The organism is Methylobrevis pamukkalensis, from assembly GCF_001720135.1.
Lineage (GTDB): Bacteria > Pseudomonadota > Alphaproteobacteria > Rhizobiales > Pleomorphomonadaceae > Methylobrevis > Methylobrevis pamukkalensis.
Genome location: NZ_MCRJ01000053.1, coordinates 12,111 through 27,915, shown reverse-complemented (window position 1 = coordinate 27,915; position 15,805 = coordinate 12,111). Strand labels below are relative to the sequence as shown.

The 15,805-nt window shown below is 69.8% G+C and carries 15 protein-coding genes and 2 pseudogenes; all 17 read left to right on the top strand.

All coding sequences use genetic code 11. The features are described from left to right. The first annotated feature begins 157 nt into the window (after positions 1–157). The 17 genes and pseudogenes from A6302_RS10415 to A6302_RS10360 all read left to right on the top strand — a co-directional run bounded on the left by A6302_RS10415 (position 158) and on the right by A6302_RS10360 (position 15,796). Complete coding sequence (locus A6302_RS10415) at positions 158–1,183, top strand: phosphotransferase enzyme family protein (RefSeq protein WP_069306983.1); 1,026 nt, start codon at positions 158–160, stop codon at positions 1,181–1,183. Continuing rightward, positions 1,180–2,364 (top strand): aspartate aminotransferase family protein, encoded by a 1,185-nt coding sequence (locus A6302_RS10410; protein WP_245294018.1) that lies wholly within the window; start codon positions 1,180–1,182, stop codon positions 2,362–2,364. The genes A6302_RS10415 and A6302_RS10410 overlap by 4 nt, the downstream gene beginning before the upstream one ends. Positions 2,365–2,372: 8 nt before the next feature. Continuing rightward, a complete protein-coding gene (locus A6302_RS24440) occupies positions 2,373–2,516 on the top strand; it encodes a hypothetical protein (protein ID WP_245294017.1) in 144 nt (47 codons plus the stop codon). A 250-nt stretch (positions 2,517–2,766) separates the two neighbouring features. Further along, a complete protein-coding gene (locus tag A6302_RS10405) occupies positions 2,767–3,924 on the top strand; it encodes a transporter substrate-binding domain-containing protein (protein ID WP_069306982.1) in 1,158 nt (385 codons plus the stop codon). Further along, the gene (locus A6302_RS10400; protein ID WP_342586254.1) at positions 3,921–4,376 is read left to right on the top strand and encodes an ANTAR domain-containing response regulator; all 456 of its coding nucleotides are present in this window, start codon (positions 3,921–3,923) and stop codon (positions 4,374–4,376) included. Before A6302_RS10405 ends, A6302_RS10400 begins: the two co-directional genes overlap by 4 nt. Continuing rightward, positions 4,376–4,519 (top strand): ANTAR domain-containing protein, encoded by a 144-nt coding sequence (locus A6302_RS25750; RefSeq protein WP_342586253.1) that lies wholly within the window; start codon positions 4,376–4,378, stop codon positions 4,517–4,519. The genes A6302_RS10400 and A6302_RS25750 overlap by 1 nt, the downstream gene beginning before the upstream one ends. Positions 4,520–4,523: 4 nt before the next feature. Next, positions 4,524–5,470 (top strand): annotated as a pseudogene (locus A6302_RS10395) (proline iminopeptidase-family hydrolase). Between the two features lie 89 nt (positions 5,471–5,559). Beyond that, positions 5,560–6,237 carry an ABC transporter substrate-binding protein gene (locus A6302_RS25305; RefSeq protein ID WP_280939075.1) on the top strand — a complete coding sequence of 226 codons (678 nt, stop codon included), beginning with the start codon at positions 5,560–5,562 and terminating at the stop codon, positions 6,235–6,237. Next, the gene (locus A6302_RS25300) at positions 6,234–6,554 is read left to right on the top strand and encodes an ABC transporter substrate-binding protein (RefSeq protein ID WP_280939073.1); all 321 of its coding nucleotides are present in this window, start codon (positions 6,234–6,236) and stop codon (positions 6,552–6,554) included. The genes A6302_RS25305 and A6302_RS25300 overlap by 4 nt, the downstream gene beginning before the upstream one ends. Next, positions 6,551–7,255 carry an ABC transporter substrate-binding protein gene (locus A6302_RS25295; RefSeq protein WP_280939071.1) on the top strand — a complete coding sequence of 235 codons (705 nt, stop codon included), beginning with the start codon at positions 6,551–6,553 and terminating at the stop codon, positions 7,253–7,255. The genes A6302_RS25300 and A6302_RS25295 overlap by 4 nt, the downstream gene beginning before the upstream one ends. A 141-nt stretch (positions 7,256–7,396) precedes the next feature. Beyond that, on the top strand, positions 7,397–7,804 hold the full coding sequence (locus tag A6302_RS24435) for a hypothetical protein (RefSeq protein WP_245294016.1): 408 nt from the start codon (positions 7,397–7,399) through the stop codon (positions 7,802–7,804). A 17-nt stretch (positions 7,805–7,821) separates the two neighbouring features. After that, positions 7,822–8,445 carry an ABC transporter permease gene (locus tag A6302_RS10385; protein ID WP_245294015.1) on the top strand — a complete coding sequence of 208 codons (624 nt, stop codon included), beginning with the start codon at positions 7,822–7,824 and terminating at the stop codon, positions 8,443–8,445. Positions 8,446–8,449: 4 nt separating this feature from the next. Beyond that, positions 8,450–9,421: an ABC transporter permease gene (locus tag A6302_RS10380; protein WP_069306981.1), complete on the top strand. Its 972-nt coding sequence runs from the start codon at positions 8,450–8,452 to the stop codon at positions 9,419–9,421. A 5-nt stretch (positions 9,422–9,426) separates the two neighbouring features. Next, positions 9,427–10,455 (top strand): ABC transporter ATP-binding protein, encoded by a 1,029-nt coding sequence (locus A6302_RS10375; protein ID WP_069306987.1) that lies wholly within the window; start codon positions 9,427–9,429, stop codon positions 10,453–10,455. Beyond that, positions 10,452–11,456, top strand: a complete 1,005-nt coding sequence (locus tag A6302_RS10370) for an ABC transporter ATP-binding protein (protein WP_425349150.1) — start codon at positions 10,452–10,454, stop codon at positions 11,454–11,456. Before A6302_RS10375 ends, A6302_RS10370 begins: the two co-directional genes overlap by 4 nt. A gap of 112 nt (positions 11,457–11,568) precedes the next feature. Further along, positions 11,569–12,835 (top strand): annotated as a pseudogene (lysA, locus tag A6302_RS10365) (diaminopimelate decarboxylase). 243 nt (positions 12,836–13,078) lie between these two features. Further along, on the top strand, positions 13,079–15,796 hold the full coding sequence (locus tag A6302_RS10360; RefSeq protein WP_169833557.1) for a TIGR02302 family protein: 2,718 nt from the start codon (positions 13,079–13,081) through the stop codon (positions 15,794–15,796). Positions 15,797–15,805: the final 9 nt, after the last annotated feature.

Below are 15,805 nucleotides of genomic sequence, written 5' to 3'. Positions count from 1 at the left end.
TCCTCGCCTTCATCGTCCCCTCCCCCCTTGTGGGGGAGGGACAGGGAGGGGGGTGAGCGGCACGGCAAGACCGTGCGCCCTCTCTTCGTCACGAGCGAACACTCAAGCGCACGTTCACATCACGGCCACCTCGCCTCCGCCCAGACGGACCATCGACATGTATGACGCAGACTTTCTCACCCGCCTCTCCTCCGGCCTGCGCGCCGCCCTGCCGCGCTGGGGGCTGGCGGAGACGGCCGAGCTGACGCTGCTCACCATCTCCGAGAACGCCACCTTCCGCGCGCGCGATCCGGACAGCGGCGCGGAGGTGATCTTCCGGGTGCATCGCCCCGGCTATCACACCAAGGCCGAGATCGCGTCGGAGCTTGCCTGGCTTGGCGCGCTCGGCCGCGACGGCGTGGTACCGACGCTGACGGCGATCCCGCAGACCGACGGCAGCCTGATCGCCGACATCGACGACGGCGGCACGATTCGCCACGCGGTGGCCTTCGGCCTCCTGCCCGGCCGCGAGCCGGCCGAGGGCGAGGACCTGCCGCGCTGGTTCCGCGAGCTTGGCGCGATCAACGCCCGCCTCCACGCCCATGCCAAGACCTGGACGCGGCCCGAAGGCTTCGTGCGCAAGACCTGGGACTTCGACGCCATGCTCGGCGGCGTGCAGCTCTGGGGCGACTGGCGCGAGGGCCTCGGCCTCGACGACGAGGGCCGCGCCGTGCTCGAACAGACCGCCGCCCGCCTCGGCGAGCTGCTGGAGGCTTATGGCCACGGCGAGGACCGTTTCGGGCTGGTGCATGCGGACATGCGCGTCGCCAACCTCCTCGTCGACGGCGACCGCCTGTCGGTGATCGATTTCGACGACTGCGGTTTCAGCTGGTATCTCTATGACTTTGCGGCTGCGATCAGCTTCATCGAGCATGAACCCTACATTCCGGAGCTGCTGGCCGCCTGGATCGAGGGCTACCGGACGGTGACGCCGCTGCCCGATGCCGACTGCGCGATCATGCCGGTGTTCATCATGCTGCGACGCATGCTGCTCACCGCCTGGATCGCTTCCCACGCCGAGACGCCGACGGCGCAGGCGATGGGCGAAGCCTACACCCACGGCACGGTCGCGCTGGCGCGCGCCTTTCTGAACGATCATGGCCCCAATGATCACGACACGGCGCAGGGAGGACAGTCCGCATGAGCGCATCCGCGGAAAAGGAAATCCTCGCCCTCAACGCCTTCGGCAACCGCGACACCGCCGGGCTCCGGCCCGAGGTGGAGGCGCTGGTGCGGCGCCGTCGCGCAAGCTATGGCGCCGGCACGGTGCTGTTCTACGAGGAGCCGCTGAAGATGCTGCGCGCGGAGGGGGCGACCATGTACGCCTCCGACGGGCGGGCCTATCTCGACTTCTACAACAACGTCCCCACGGTCGGGCATTGTCATCCGAAGGTGGTGGAGGCGGTGCGTCGCCAGATCGGCGAACTCAACATCCACTCGCGCTATCTCTACGATGTCGCCCACGACTATGCCGAGAAGCTGCTCGCGACCTTTCCCGCGCCGCTTTCCAATCTGGCGCTGACCTGCACCGGCAGCGAGAGCAACGACCTGGCGCTGCGGCTCGCCCGCATCTTCACCGGGGCCGAGGGTGTCGTCGTCACCGAGACGGCCTATCACGGCAACACGGCCGCCGTGACCGAGGTCTCGCCCTCGTCCTACAAGCGGGGCGGACCGCCGTCCCGGGTGCGCAGCGTGCCGGCGCCCGATCCGCGCGTCTATGGCGACGACGTCGCCGCCGGTTTTGCGGCCGCCGTGGCCGCGGCGATCGAGGCGATGGCGGCGGACGGCATCCGTCCGGCGGCGCTGCTGGTCGACACGATCTTTTCCTCCGATGGTGTCTTCGCCGATCCGCCCGGGTTCCTTGCCCCGGCGGTGGCGGTGATGCGGGCGGCGGGCGGCCTCTACATCGCCGACGAGGTGCAGCCGGGCTTCGGGCGCACCGGCGCCGGCATGTGGGGATTTTCGCGCCACGGCGCGGTGCCGGACATCGTCACCATGGGCAAGCCAATGGGCAACGGCTACCCGATCGCCGGCCTCGTCACCCGGCCTGACGTGCTCACCCGCTTCTACGAGGACTTCGGCTATTTCAACACCTTCGCCGCAAGCCCCGCCGCAACCGCCGCGGCGCTCGCCGTGCTGGAGGCGATCGAGGAGGACGGCCTTGTCGAGAACGCCGCGTCGGTCGGCGGACGGCTGAAGGCCGGTCTCGAAGATCTCGCCACCCGCCGCCCCGGCATCTCCGCCGTGCGCGGCGCAGGGCTCTATCTCGGCGTCGAGTTCCGCGATGCGCCGGCGCTTCCGATCCCGCCACGGCAACGCGGCTGATCAACGAGTTGCGCGAGGAGGGCATCCTGATCGGCGCGGCCGGCCGCTACGGCGACACGCTCAAGATCCGCCCGCCGCTGTGTGTCACCACGGCGGACACCGACCGGCTGGTGGCCGCCCTCGACAAGCTGCTGCCGGCACGCTTCGACTGACGGACCGGACCCGGTGTGCCTGTTTTCGCGCCGGGTCTGTCCACAATCTGGGCCTGTCCAGATATTGACCAATTCCACGGCGAGGCCTAACGTCGTGACCACATCGGCACCTGACCGCCACCGGCAATCACGCCTCGACACCCGCGCTGACGCGCGAGTCGGGGCTTTTTTTGTTCGGCAGGCGGGACGTGCCGGAAACGGCTGCCGCGCGCGATCGCGCGGCGCGATCCAGACCCGCGCCGGACCCTCGATGACCCGCCAGACGATCCCCGTCTCGATCATCTTTTCCACCGTCGGAGCCTATGCCGGGCTCGGCCGGGCCGCGCTCGACGGTGCTCTGGCGGCCGTTGCCGAGGTCAACGCCGACGAACGGCAGCCCTTCCGGATCGAGCCCGTGGTCGCCGACCCCGGCGGCACGGCGGAACTCTACGGTTTCCACGCCGAGCGCGCCCTGTCGGGACGAAGCTGCCGCCACATCATCGGCACGCTCACCTCCTGGAGTCGCAAGGAGGTGATCCCGGTGGTGGAGCGCCACGGCGGACTGCTCTGGTACGCCTTTCCCTACGAGGGCTTCGAGACCAGCGACCACGTGCTCTATTTCGGCGCCTGTCCCAACCAGCACCTGCTGCCGCTGCTGGACCACGTGCTGCCGCGCCACGGCAGCCGCCCGTTTCTGGTCGGCTCCAACTACATCTGGGGCTGGGAGATCAACCGCATCGCCCGCGAGCTGATCGAGGCCGGCGGCGGCGCGGTCCGGGGCGAGCGCTACCTGCCGCTCGGCGCGGTCGACGTGATCCATCTCGTGGAAGAGATCCGGCAGACCCGGCCGGACTTCGTGCTGAGCAACCTGATCGGCCCGTCTGCCCGCGCCTTCGTCGAGGCCTATGCGGATCTCGGCCGCTCCGATCCGGCCTTCGCGCCGTCGCGCCGGCCGATCGTCAGCTGCAACATGACCGAGATCGATCTCGAGGCGATGGGGCCGGCCGCGGCCGGGCATCTGGCGACCGCGATCTATTTCGACAGTCTCGACACGGCGGAAAACCGTCAGTTCAAGGAGCGCCTTGCCGCCCGCCACGGGATGGAACGGCCGGTCTCTTCCTGCCTCGTCTCGGCCTATTCGGCCGTGAAGGTGCTTGCCGCGGCCGTCGCCGAGGCCGGGACCGACGATCCGCAGGCGGTGCGTGCCGTCGTCACCTCGCGCGGCTTCGAGACCCCGCTCGGCATGGTCCGCGTCGACCCGGCGACCCAGCACGCCGCCGTCCGGCCCCACCTCGGCCGGGCGCGCGCCGACGGCGGCTTCGACATTCTTCAAAGCGCGGACGAAGCGATTCTCGCCGATCCCTATCTCGTCACCGTGCCGCGCCGAGCGAGTGTCGCGGGCGACCGGCCGCTGAAGGTGGTGCCGTGAGCGCCCGCCGCCGCCGCCCCCTTGCCGAATGGCACGCCGTGGTGTTGCACCGGCCGCATCCGGCGGCGGACGCGCTCGTGCGCCAGCTGGAGCGGCTGCGCATCACCACGCGGCTGGTCTGGCCGGAACTTACGGCCGCCGAGGCGTCCGCCGACGTGGTCTTCTTCGATGCCGACATGGGCTACGACGGGCAGTTTCCCTGGCCGGCCGGGCATGCGCCGATGCCGCTGGTGGCGCTGATCGGCTCCGAGGCGCCGGGCCGGGTGGAGTGGGCGCTCGCCCAGGGCTCCGACGCCCATCTGCTCAAGCCGATCGGCTCGGCCGGGGTCTACAGCGCCATCCTCATCGCCGCCCACGGCTTTGCCGCGCGCTCGCCCAGGCCGAGGAGATCCGCGATCTGGAAGGCCGGCTGCGTCGCCGTCCGGACGTGGTTCGCGCCGTGGTCCACCTGATGGAGACGCGAAGCCTCGACACCGAGGCCGCGCAGAAGACGCTGCGCGAGCTCGCCATGGAACAGCGGCTGACCCTCGAGGACGCCGCCGCCCTGCTTCTCAAGTCAGATGCCGCCGCCCGCCCGTCCGGGCGGCGCGCCTGACCTCATGCCCGACCCTTCAGGAGCCTCTGCCGTGTCCGAGTCCTCGTCCGTTTCCGTTCCTGCCGCCGTCGAGGGCTTTGCGCCCTTCGGCGAGTGGAAGACCTGGTACCGCGTTACCGGCGATCTTGCCGGTCCGAAGACGCCGCTGATCGTGCTGCATGGCGGGCCGGGCTGCACCCACGACTATGTGGACAGCTTCAAGGATCTCGCCGCCACCGGCCGGGCGGTGATCCATTACGACCAGATCGGCAACGGCCACTCGACCCATCTCCCGGAGAAGGGCGGCGACTTCTGGACGCCGGCCTTGTTCATGGCCGAACTCGACAATCTCATCGACCACCTCGCCTGCGCGGCGCCTATTGCGTGCTCGGCCAGTCCTGGGGCGGCATGCTCGGCGCGGAATTCGCGGTCACGAAGCCTGAAGGCCTGAAGGCACTGGTGATCGCCAATTCGCCGGCGGCGATGTCGACCTGGATTTCCGAGGCGAACCGCCTGCGCGAGGATCTGCCGCCGGAGGTGCAGGCGACGCTTCTGGAACACGAGGCGGCCGGCACCACCGGCAGCGCGGCCTACAAGGCGGCGACCGAGGTGTTCAACGAACGCCACGTCTGCCGCGTCGTGCCGATGCCGCCGGAGGTGAAGCGCACCTTCGACGCGATCGACGCCGATCCGACCGTCTACCACACCATGAACGGGCCGAACGAGTTCCACGTCGTCGGCACCATGAAGGACTGGACGATCGTCGGTCGCCTCGCCGCGATCGACGTGCCGACCCTGCTGATTTCCGGGCGGTTCGACGAGGCAACGGTCGCCTGCGTCCAGCCCTATGCCGACGAGATCCCCGACGTGCGCTGGACGATCTTCGAAGCCTCCAGCCACATGCCGCATGTCGAGGAGCGCGCGGCCTGCATGGCCGTCGTCGGCGCCTTCCTCGACGAGGTGGCCGCCTGATCCGCGCTGCTCCGAACCCGCACGGGTCGGGGCGCGCCAAGACCAAGAACGATCCGACCGACCACTTTTCGATCAAGGAGACGGGACCGATGCTGAACTTCACTCACAGACCAACTGGCCGGCGAGCAGGCCTTGCCCTGCTGGCGGCGGCGCTGCTTGGCCACACTTCCCTTGCCCATGCCCAGGAGGACCGCGCGGCGCTGATGGAAGCCCATCGCGGCGGCACGCTGGTGCTGTCCGCCGTGGCCGCGGCCGGCACCATCGACCCGATGGTCAACTACACCGCCCAGTTCTGGCAGGTGTTCCAGATGACCTATGACGGGCTCCTGAAGTTCAAGCAGGCCTCGCGTACCGAAGGCTTCCAGATCGTGCCCTCGCTGGCCGAGGCGCTGCCCGAGGCGGAGAATGACGGCAAGACCTACGTCTTCAAGCTGCGCAAGGGCATCAAGTTCTCGAACGGCAAGGAACTGACCGCCTCCGACGTCGTCGCCTCGTTCCAGCGCATCTTCAAGATCAGCAGCCCGACCTCGGGCAGCTTCTACAACGGCATCGTCGGCGCCGACGCCTGCATCGCGGCGCCCGCCGACTGCACCCTCGAGGGCGGCGTGATCGGTGACGATGCGGCCGGCACCGTCACCATCAACCTGACCCAGCCGGACGCGGAATTCTTTGCCAAGATCGCCGTGCCGCACGCCAGCATCGTGCCGGCCGGCACCCCGGCCACGGACGCCGCACCAGTGCCCTGCCCGGCACCGGCGCCTACATGATCCAGAGCTACGATCCCAACGACAAGATGGTGATCGTGCGCAACCCCGAGTTCAAGGAATGGTCGGTTGAGGCCCAGCCCGACGGCTATCCGGACGAGATCATCTACCGCTTCGGCCTCACCGAGGAAGCGGCGATCAACGCGATCCAGAACGGTCAGGTCGACTGGATGTTCGACCCGCCGCCGGCCGACCGCCTGCCGGAACTCGGCTCGCAATATGCCGCGCAGGTCCACGTCAATCCGCTGTCGGCCTTCTGGTACGCGCCGATGAACACCAACCTTGCCCCTTCGACAACGTCAAGGTGCGCCAGGCGGTGAACTACGCGATCGACCGCGACGCGCTGGTCGGCCTCTACGGCGGCCCCGTGCTCGCCCAGCCGGTCTGCCAGATCCTGCCGCCGGACTTCCCCGGCCATGTGGACAGCTGCCTCTACACCCTGGACCCGGGCACCGAATGGTCCGCCCCGGACATGGACAAGGCCAAGGCGCTGGTGGAGGAATCCGGCACCAAGGGCGAAAAGGTCGCCGTGATCGTCGAGGACAACGCGGTCGCCCGCAGCATCGGCACCTACCTGCAGTCGGTGCTGTCCGAGCTCGGCTATGACGCGACGGTCAAGGCGATCTCGCCGAACATCCAGTTCACCTACATCCAGAACACCGACAACAAGGTGCAGATCTCGGTGTCGCAGTGGTTCATGGACTATCCGGCGGCCTCCAACTTCCTGAACGTGCTGCTCGGCTGCGGCTCGTTCACGCCGGGCTCCGACGCCTCGATCAACATCGCCGGCTACTGCAACAAGGAGCTCGACGACCGGATGAAGGCGGCGATCGCGCAGGGCGTCACCGACCAGGCCGGAGCGGACGAGGAATGGGCGAAGATCGACGCGGCGTTCATGGAACAGGCGCCGGTCGCGCCGCTGTTCACGCCGAAGAACGTCGACTTGTTCTCCACCCGCGTCGGCAACTACATCTTCTCCAACCAGTTCCGCTGGGTGATTTCCCAGTCCTGGGTGAAGTGAGACGCCGTGAGGGGACCGCCGTCGGCGTGACCCTCGCCTGACACCGCGCCCCCCCTCGTCCTGTCCCACCGGACGAACGAGGGGGGCGCACAGGACGGCTCCGGCCGTCACCCCGTTTCAGGACCAGATCGGGATCCGCCCTTGACCGACACGACCCTTTCTCCCGGCGCCGCCGCCGTGCCCGTTCCGGCCCAGAGCCCCGGTCAGCGTCCTGGCCAGAGCCCCTGGCAGCGCGCGTGGAAGATCCTGCGGCGCGACCGGCCGGCGATGGCGGCTGCGGTGGTCCTGCTGCTGATCCTCGTTTCGGCGCTCGCCGCGCCGCTCTACGCCAGCCATGTCGCCGGCGTCGATCCGTTCCGCTCCAATCTCGGCGGCAAGATCATGGTCGACGGCAAGCGCGTGCCGATCATGCAGCCCTCCACGGAAGGCCTCGGCCTCGGCGTCACGCCGATCGGGCGACGTGGTCGGGAAAATACCTGCTCGGCGCCGACGGCCAGGGCCGCGACGTCGCCGCCCGCCTGTTCTACGGCGGGCGCAACTCGCTGCTGATCGCCGGATCGGCGACCGTGATCTGCCTGCTGCTCGCCGCGATCGTCGGCATCACCGCCGGCTTCTTCGGCGGGATCGTCGACATGGTGCTGTCGCGCATCCTCGACGTGCTGTGGGCGTTTCCGGTCTATCTTCTGGCTATCTCGCTCTCGATCGTGCTGATCGCGCAGGGCATCGTCATCGGGCCGATCGAGATCACATCCGGCAGCCTGCTGCTGCCGATCGGCATCATCGGCATCATCTACGTGCCCTATGTCGCGCGCCCGGTGCGCGGCCGGGTGCTGGCGCTGAAGCGCAGCGAATTCGTGCTCGCCGCCCGCGGGCTCGGCATTCCGCGCTGGCGCATCCTTGTCTTCGACATCCTGCCCAACGTCGCCCCGACGCTGATCGTCTACGTGCCGTTGATGATGGCGCTCAACATCGTCACCGAAAGCGCGCTGTCCTTCCTTTCGATCGGCGTGCAGGCGCCGGACGCCAGCTGGGGCACGATCATCCAGGATGGCCAGACCCTGCTCTACACCCGGCCCATGGTGTCGATGGCGCCGGGCCTGTCGATCGTGATCACCGTGCTCGCCCTCAACGTGTTCGGCGACGGCGTGCGCGACGCGCTCGACCCGCGCACCAAGCTCCGGGGAAAATGACGCGATGATCCTCGCCCTCGCCCAGCGACTCGCCCAGATGATCTTCGTCATGTTCGGCATCTCGGCGCTCGTGTTCCTGATCTTCTTCGCCACCCCCGGCGCCGATCCGGCGGCGCGTATCGCCGGCCGCAACGCCGCGCCCGAGACCGTCGAGGCGATCCGCAAGGACTTCGGCTTCGACCGGCCTCTCCCCGTCCAGTATGCGCGGATGATGCAGCGCCTGTTCGTGACCCAGGACCTCACCTCCTTCGTCAACCGCGGGCTCAAGGTCGTGCCGCAGGTGATCTCGGCGGCGCCCGTCACCCTGTCGCTGGTGTTCGGTGCGGCGGTGCTGTGGGTGGTCGGCGGCATCGCCGTCGGGGTTCTGGCGGCGCTGACCCGCGACAGCTTCATCGACAAGGGGCTGATGGTGCTGGCGCTGATCGGCGTCTCCATGCCCGTGTTCTGGTTCGGCGAGGTGATGAACCTTCTGTCCCAGAGCCGCTTCCACGACACCTGGCTGTTCTCCTGGGTGCCGGGCCTTGGCTACAAGCCCCTCACGACCGACCCGGCCGGCTGGTTCAAGACGCTGGTGATCCCGTGGTTCACCCTGGCTGCGCTCTACATCGGCATCTATGGCCGGGTGCTGCGCGCCAATCTGGTGGAGGCCTACCAGGAGGATTTCATCCGCACCGCGCGCGCCAAGGGTCTCGGCCCGGCGCGGGTGATGTTCCGCCACGCGCTGCGCACCTCGCTGATCCCGTTCGTGACCATGTTCGGCCTCGACTTCGGCGTGTTGGTCGGCGGCGCCGCGCTCCTGACCGAGGTGGTGTTCGGCCTCAACGGCGTCGGGCGCCTCACCTATCAGGCGCTGCTCAATCTCGACCTGCCGATGATCCTCGCCACCGTGATGTATGCCTCCTTCTTCGTGGTCGTCGCCAACGCGCTGGTCGATCTCGTCTATGTGCTGCTCGATCCGCGGGTGCGGGAGGAGTGACCGCCATGACCACGCCCCTCGCGCCCGTCCTTCTCGACGTCGCCGGCCTGTCGGTGTCGTTCGCCACCGACCGCGGCCGGGTCACGGCGGTCGACGACGTCTCCTTCTCGGTCCGCTCCGGCGAGATCCTCGCGATCGTCGGCGAATCCGGTTCCGGCAAGACCGTGACGCTGATGTCGATCCTCGGCCTCAACGACCCGCGCACCACCTTCGTCGACGGCTCGGTCACCTTCCGCGGCCGCCCGATCCTCGGCCTGCCCGACCGCGACCTGCGCCGCATTCGCGGCAAGGACATCGCGCTCATCTCGCAGGACCCGATGACCGCGCTGACCCCGGTCCACACCATCGGCTGGCAGATCGCCGAGCAGATCCGCGCCCACGAGGCGATCTCGCGCGCGGGCGCGGCACGGCGGGCGGTGGAGCTGCTTGCCGAGGTCGGCCTTGCCAACCCCGCCGAGGCGGCCGGCCGCTATCCGCACCAGCTGTCCGGCGGCATGCGCCAGCGGGCGGTGATCGCCATGGCGCTTTCCTGCAATCCGGCCTTGCTCGTGGCCGACGAACCGACCACCGCGCTCGACGTGACCGTGCAGGCGCAGGTGCTCGACCTGCTGATGAAGCTGCGCAAGGACTTCGGCTCGGCCATCATCCTGATCACCCACGACATGGGCGTCGTTGCCGAGGTCGCCGACCGGGTCAACGTCATGTATGCGGGCCGCATCATCGAGCGCGGCACGACGGAGCGCCTGTTCGCCGATCCGTGGCATCCCTACACCTGGGGCCTGATCGCCTCCATCCCGCCGCTGGACGGGCCGCGCCCGCACCGGCTAGCGGCGATCCCCGGCATGCCGCCGACGCCGGAGACGATGCCGGCGGGCTGCGGCTTTGCCCCGCGCTGCCGCTTTGCCCTCCCGCGGTGCGCGGCGCGCCCGCCGGTGCAGCGCGCGCCCGGCCGCTCCGCGCTCTGCGTGATCGGACCGGAGGATCGCGCGCCGCGCCGTGCCGAGATTCTCGGGCCGCTGGGAGACGCCGCATGACGATGACCGACCCCCGCCCGCTGATCGAGGCGCGCGGCCTGTCCAAGACCTTCGTCGTCGGCAAGACGATCCGGCCCGGCTCGGGGCGCAAGCTTCGCGCGGTGGAGGATGTGGATCTTCTCGTGCAGCGCGGCGAGACGCTCGGTCTCGTCGGCGAATCGGGCAGCGGCAAGTCCACCCTCGGCCGCTGCCTGACGCGGCTCTACGACATCACCGCCGGCGAGCTGCGCTTCGACGGCGTGGACATCGCCAAGGCCGGTTCGCGGGCGCTGCTGCCGGTGCGCCGGCGGGTGCAGATGATCTTCCAGGACCCCTCGGCCTCGCTCAACCCGCGCCGGCGCGTGCGCGACATCCTCGGCGAGGTGCTGGCGGTCCACCGCATCCGGCCGCGGGCGGAGATCGGCGACCGGCTCGGCGAACTGATGGATCTGGTCGGCCTGCGCCGCGAATATCTCGACCGCTATCCGCACGAGTTTTCCGGCGGCCAGCGCCAGCGGATCGGCATCGCCCGCGCGCTCGCCGTCGAACCCGATCTCATCGTCGCCGACGAACCGGTCTCCGCCCTCGACGTGTCGGTGCAGGCGCAGGTGGTCAACCTGTTCGCCGACCTGCGCGAGCGGCTGGGGCTGACCTATGTGTTCATCGCCCACGATCTCGCGGTGGTGAGGCAGGTCTCGACACGGGTCGCCGTGATGTATCTCGGCTCGATCGTCGAGGTCGGCGACACCGACGCGGTCTATGCCGCGCCGATGCATCCCTATACGAAAGCGCTGATTTCCGCGATTCCGCGGCCGCGTGCCGCCGGGGAGCCGCGCCGGCGCATCCTGCTGGAGGGCGAGATCCCGAGCCCGCTCGACCCGCCGAGGGGGTGCAAGTTCTCGACGCGCTGCCCGGTGGCGGTCGACCGCTGCCGGGCCGAGCGCCCGGTCCTGCGTCCGATGCCGGACGGGCGCAGCGTCGCCTGCCATCTGGCGCCGGAGGCAACGCGGGCGATGGGCTGAGGCGGCGGCCCCTGCCGTCGCTGCGAAAACCGTTCCCACATCCCCCATCGATGTTCTAAAGAGGCATCCGACGCGCGGGCGAGGCCCGCAAGCCGGAGCGGGAGACACCTCGTTGCATCACTTCGCCTATCGTGACGGCGTCCTCCATGCCGAGGATGTGCCGGTCCCCGAGATCGTGGCGGCGGTCGGCACGCCGGTCTACATCTATTCGACGGCGACGCTCGTGCGGCATTACCGCGTGTTCAAGGGCGCCTTCGACGGCCTCGACGCCCACGTCTTCTACGCGATGAAGGCCAATTCCAATCAGGCGGTGCTCAAGACGCTCGCCCGCGAGGGCGCGGGCATGGACGTGGTCTCGGGCGGCGAACTGAAGCGGGCGCTGGCCGCCGGCGTGCCGGCCAGCCGCATCGCCTTTTCCGGCGTCGGCAAGACGGCCGGCGAGATCGCGCTCGCGCTTGACGCCGGCATCCACTGCTTCAACGTCGAATCCGAGCCGGAACTGGACGCGCTGTCGGCGATTGCCGCCGCGCGCGGCGAGGTCGCCGCGGTCGCTTCCGGATCAATCCCGACGTCGATGCCCTCACCCACGCCAAGATCTCGACCGGCAAGTCGGAGAACAAGTTCGGCATTCCCTGGCGCGAGGCGCGCCGGGTCTATGCCCGGGCCGCGGCGCTGCCGGGCATCCGGGTCGTCGGCATCGACATGCACATCGGCTCGCAGATCACCGAACTCGGCCCCTTCGACGACGCCTTTGCCCGGCTCGGCGAGCTGGTGGCGGTGCTGCGCGCGGACGGCCACACGATCGAACATGTCGATCTCGGCGGCGCCTCGGCATTCCCTATGTGGACGACAACGCCCCGCCGCCCGCGCCGGGCGCCTATGCCGACGTCGTGCGCCGCCATGTGGAAAAGCTCGGCTGCGCGGTGATCTTCGAGCCGGGCCGGCTGATCGCCGGCAACGCCGGCATCCTCGTCGGCACCGTGCTCTACCGCAAGGAGGGCGACGGGCGCACCTTCGTGATCGGCGACACGGCGATGAACGATCTGGTCCGGCCGACCCTCTACGAGGCCTGGCACGAGATCCGTCCGGTGGTGGAGCCGGCGGTCGGCGCCGACCGCAGCAAGGCCGACGTGGTCGGCCCGGTCTGCGAGACCGGCGATTATCTGGCGCTCGGGCGGCAGCTGCCGCATCTTGGCGCGGGCGACCTGTTCGCGGTGTTCTCGGCCGGCGCATATGGCGCGGTGCAGGCCGGCACCTACAACACCCGTCCGCTGGTGCCGGAGGTGCTGGTCGACGGCGACCGCTGGCATGTGGTGCGGCCGCGCCCGTCGGTCGAGGATCTGATCGCCCTCGACAGCCTGCCCGACTGGCTCGCCTGAACACGATCTGGACGGTGGACGGGCGGTCTCACGGGAGTTCGGGGCCGGTGCGACGGCATTGCCCGTTCACATCTTGCCCCGCCGCCTTGGCGGACGGCCGGCGCGTGCTATTCTCTTGGGGCAGGCTCCCGGCCCGGGAGCGGCGTATCCGGCGCCTCGCCATGGAATGGGCCTATTCGGCGTCCAGCATCCGATCTGGTGAGACCAAGCGTCCGCGGCGCGAAACCCGGAAGGAGACGACGCTTGGCAGAGCCGAGCACGCCCCCGCAGGCCCCCGGCACGAAAGCCGACTCGGCACCCGCGCCCAAAGCCCCCGGTCGCGGCCCCTTCGCCCGGCTTTTTCCCGCCCTCGGTGACGGCCCGCTGGAAAGCCTTGGCCGCAAGGCGCGCCAGGCCCGCGCGGCCCTGTTCTGGGAACGGCTGTGGCCGGCGATCTCGCCGCTTGTCCTCGTCCTCGGCCTGTTCTGCGCGCTTGCCTGGACCGGGCTGATGGCCCGGCTGCCCGACTGGCCGCGCCTTGCCATCGTCGTCCTGTTCGCGCTCGCCGCGCTCGCCGCCCTCTATCCCCTCGTCCGCCTGCGGCTGCCGCGCCGCGCCGAGGCGCTCGGCCGGCTGGAGCGCGACAGCGGCTTCGAGCACCGGCCGCTGATCGCCCTGTCCGATGATCTTGCCGCCGGCGGCGATGATCCGTTTGCCCGCGCGCTGTGGCAGGCGCATCTGCGGCAGGTCGGCGAGCGGATCTCGCGGATCCGCATCTCCCTCCCCTCCCCGCGCGTCGACCGGCGCGATCCCTACGCCCTGCGGGCCATGGTCTTCCTGCTGGCCACCGTCGGCTTCGTCTCCGCCTGGCCCGATCCCGTCGGGCCGATCGTCGATGCGCTGCGGCCGCCGAACATGGTCCCGGCCAACGTCCGGGTCGATGCCTGGGTGACCCCGCCGGCCTACACCGGCCGCGCGCCGGTGTTCCTGACCCAGCGCGAGCCGCAGGCCGCGGCGGACGGCGCCGGCCACACCGTGGGCGTTCCGCAGAAAAGCCTGGCCACGGTGCGGATTTCCGGCCTTGAGGACGCGTCCGTGCGGTGGTTCCCGGCCGACACGGCCACCCCGGCCGGCGAGGACGCGGCTGCGGCCGGCGAGGACGTGCCGGTTGCCGACGCGGCCTCCGCGCCTCGGAGCCCGAGCGAGGTGCCGCAGGGCGATGCTGCGCCGCTCGCCTTCGAGTGGATCCTGGAACATGCCGGCCGACTGGAGGTGCGCAGCGATGGCGATCCCGTCCGCAGCTGGAGCTTCACCGTGGAGCCCGATGGCACCCCGACGATCCGGCTGACCGAAGATCCGGCCCCCACCGCCCGCAACGCCCTGCGCCTTGCCTATGAGGTTTCCGACGACTACGGCGTCGCCGGGGCCGAGGCAAAGTTCTCCGCGCCGGCCGGACAGTCGATGCCGCGTCTCGAGGGCGCGACACTCGACGGTACCGCGCGCGCCCTCTACGGCACGCCCGACTTCCCCCTGTCGCTGCCGCGTCGTGGCGGCGAGCCGGTGGCCGAAACCTACCGCGATCTCACCGCGCATCCCTTCGCCGGCGCGCCGCTGTCGATGTGGCTGGAAGCGCGCGACGACGCGGGCGGCATCGGCCGCAGCGAGCCGGTGACGGTGACCCTGCCGCAGCGGCCCTTCTCCGATCCGGTGGCGAAGATGCTGGTGGAGCAGCGCCGCATCCTGGCCCTCGATGCTCGTACGCAAGGCTTCGTGGCCGACATCCTCGACGAGGTGACGCTCCACGCCGACACCGCGCTGGACAATGCCGGCGTGTTCCTCGGCCTGCGCCATGCGGTGCATCTCGTCCGCACGGCCGAAGGCGACGACGACCTGCGTGCCGCCGCCGACTACCTGTGGCAGATGGCGCTGGATCTCGACGGCGGCGACGCGTCGCTCGCCGAGCAGCGGTTGCGCGAGGCGCGCGAGAAGCTGCGCGAGGCGCTGCAGAACGGCGCCTCCGACGAGGAGATCGCCCGCCTGATGCAGGAACTGCGCGAGGCGATGAACGAATACATGCAGGCGCTCGCCGAGCAGATGCGGCAGAACCCGCAGGGCGAGCCGCAGCCGATGAACCCGAATGCCCAGGCGATCACGCCCGAGCAGCTCGACCGGATGCTCGACCAGATGGAGCAGCTGTCCCAGCTCGGCGACCGCGAGGCGGCCGAGCAGATGCTGTCTCAGCTCGACCGCATGCTGGAGAACATGCAGACCGCCCGGCCGATGCCGAACGGCCAGCAGCAGGGCCAGAACCCCATGAGCGAAGCCATGGACGAACTCGGCCGCATGATCCAGGAACAGCAGCAGCTGATGGACGAGACCTTCAACATGTCCCCCGACGGCCGCCAGAACGGTCGCCAGCAGCCGGGGCAACAGGGTCAGCAAGGGCAGCAGGGTCAGCAGGGCGAGCAGGGTGAACAGGGCCAGATGACCCCGGAAGAGCGCGCCGAGGCGATGCGCCGGCTTCAGGAAGGCCAGCAGGCGCTGCAGGAGAAGCTCGAGCAGCTTCAGGAGCAGATGCGCCAGCAGGGCATGGAGCCCGGCAACCAGCTCGGCGAGGCCGGTCGGTCGATGGGCCGCGCCCAGGAGCAGCTCGGCGAGGGCGAGCCCGGATCGGCGGTCGGCGAACAGGGGCAGGCGCTGGAGCAGCTGCGTCAGGGCGCGCGCCAGCTTTCCGAGCAGATGGGCGAGCAGGAGGGTGGCCAGCAGCCCGGACAGGCGCGCAACACCCCCGGCGACGATCCGCTCGGCCGGCCGCAGCGCCGCGACGGTCCCGACTACGGCGACAGCGTGAAGCTGCCCGGCGAGATCGACATCCAGCGGGCGCGCCGGGTTCTGGACGAATTGCGCCGCCGCTTCTCCGAGCAGTACCGTCCGCGCATCGAACTCGACTATCTCGACCGGTTGCTGAACCCGGATCGGTGAGGCGGCGAC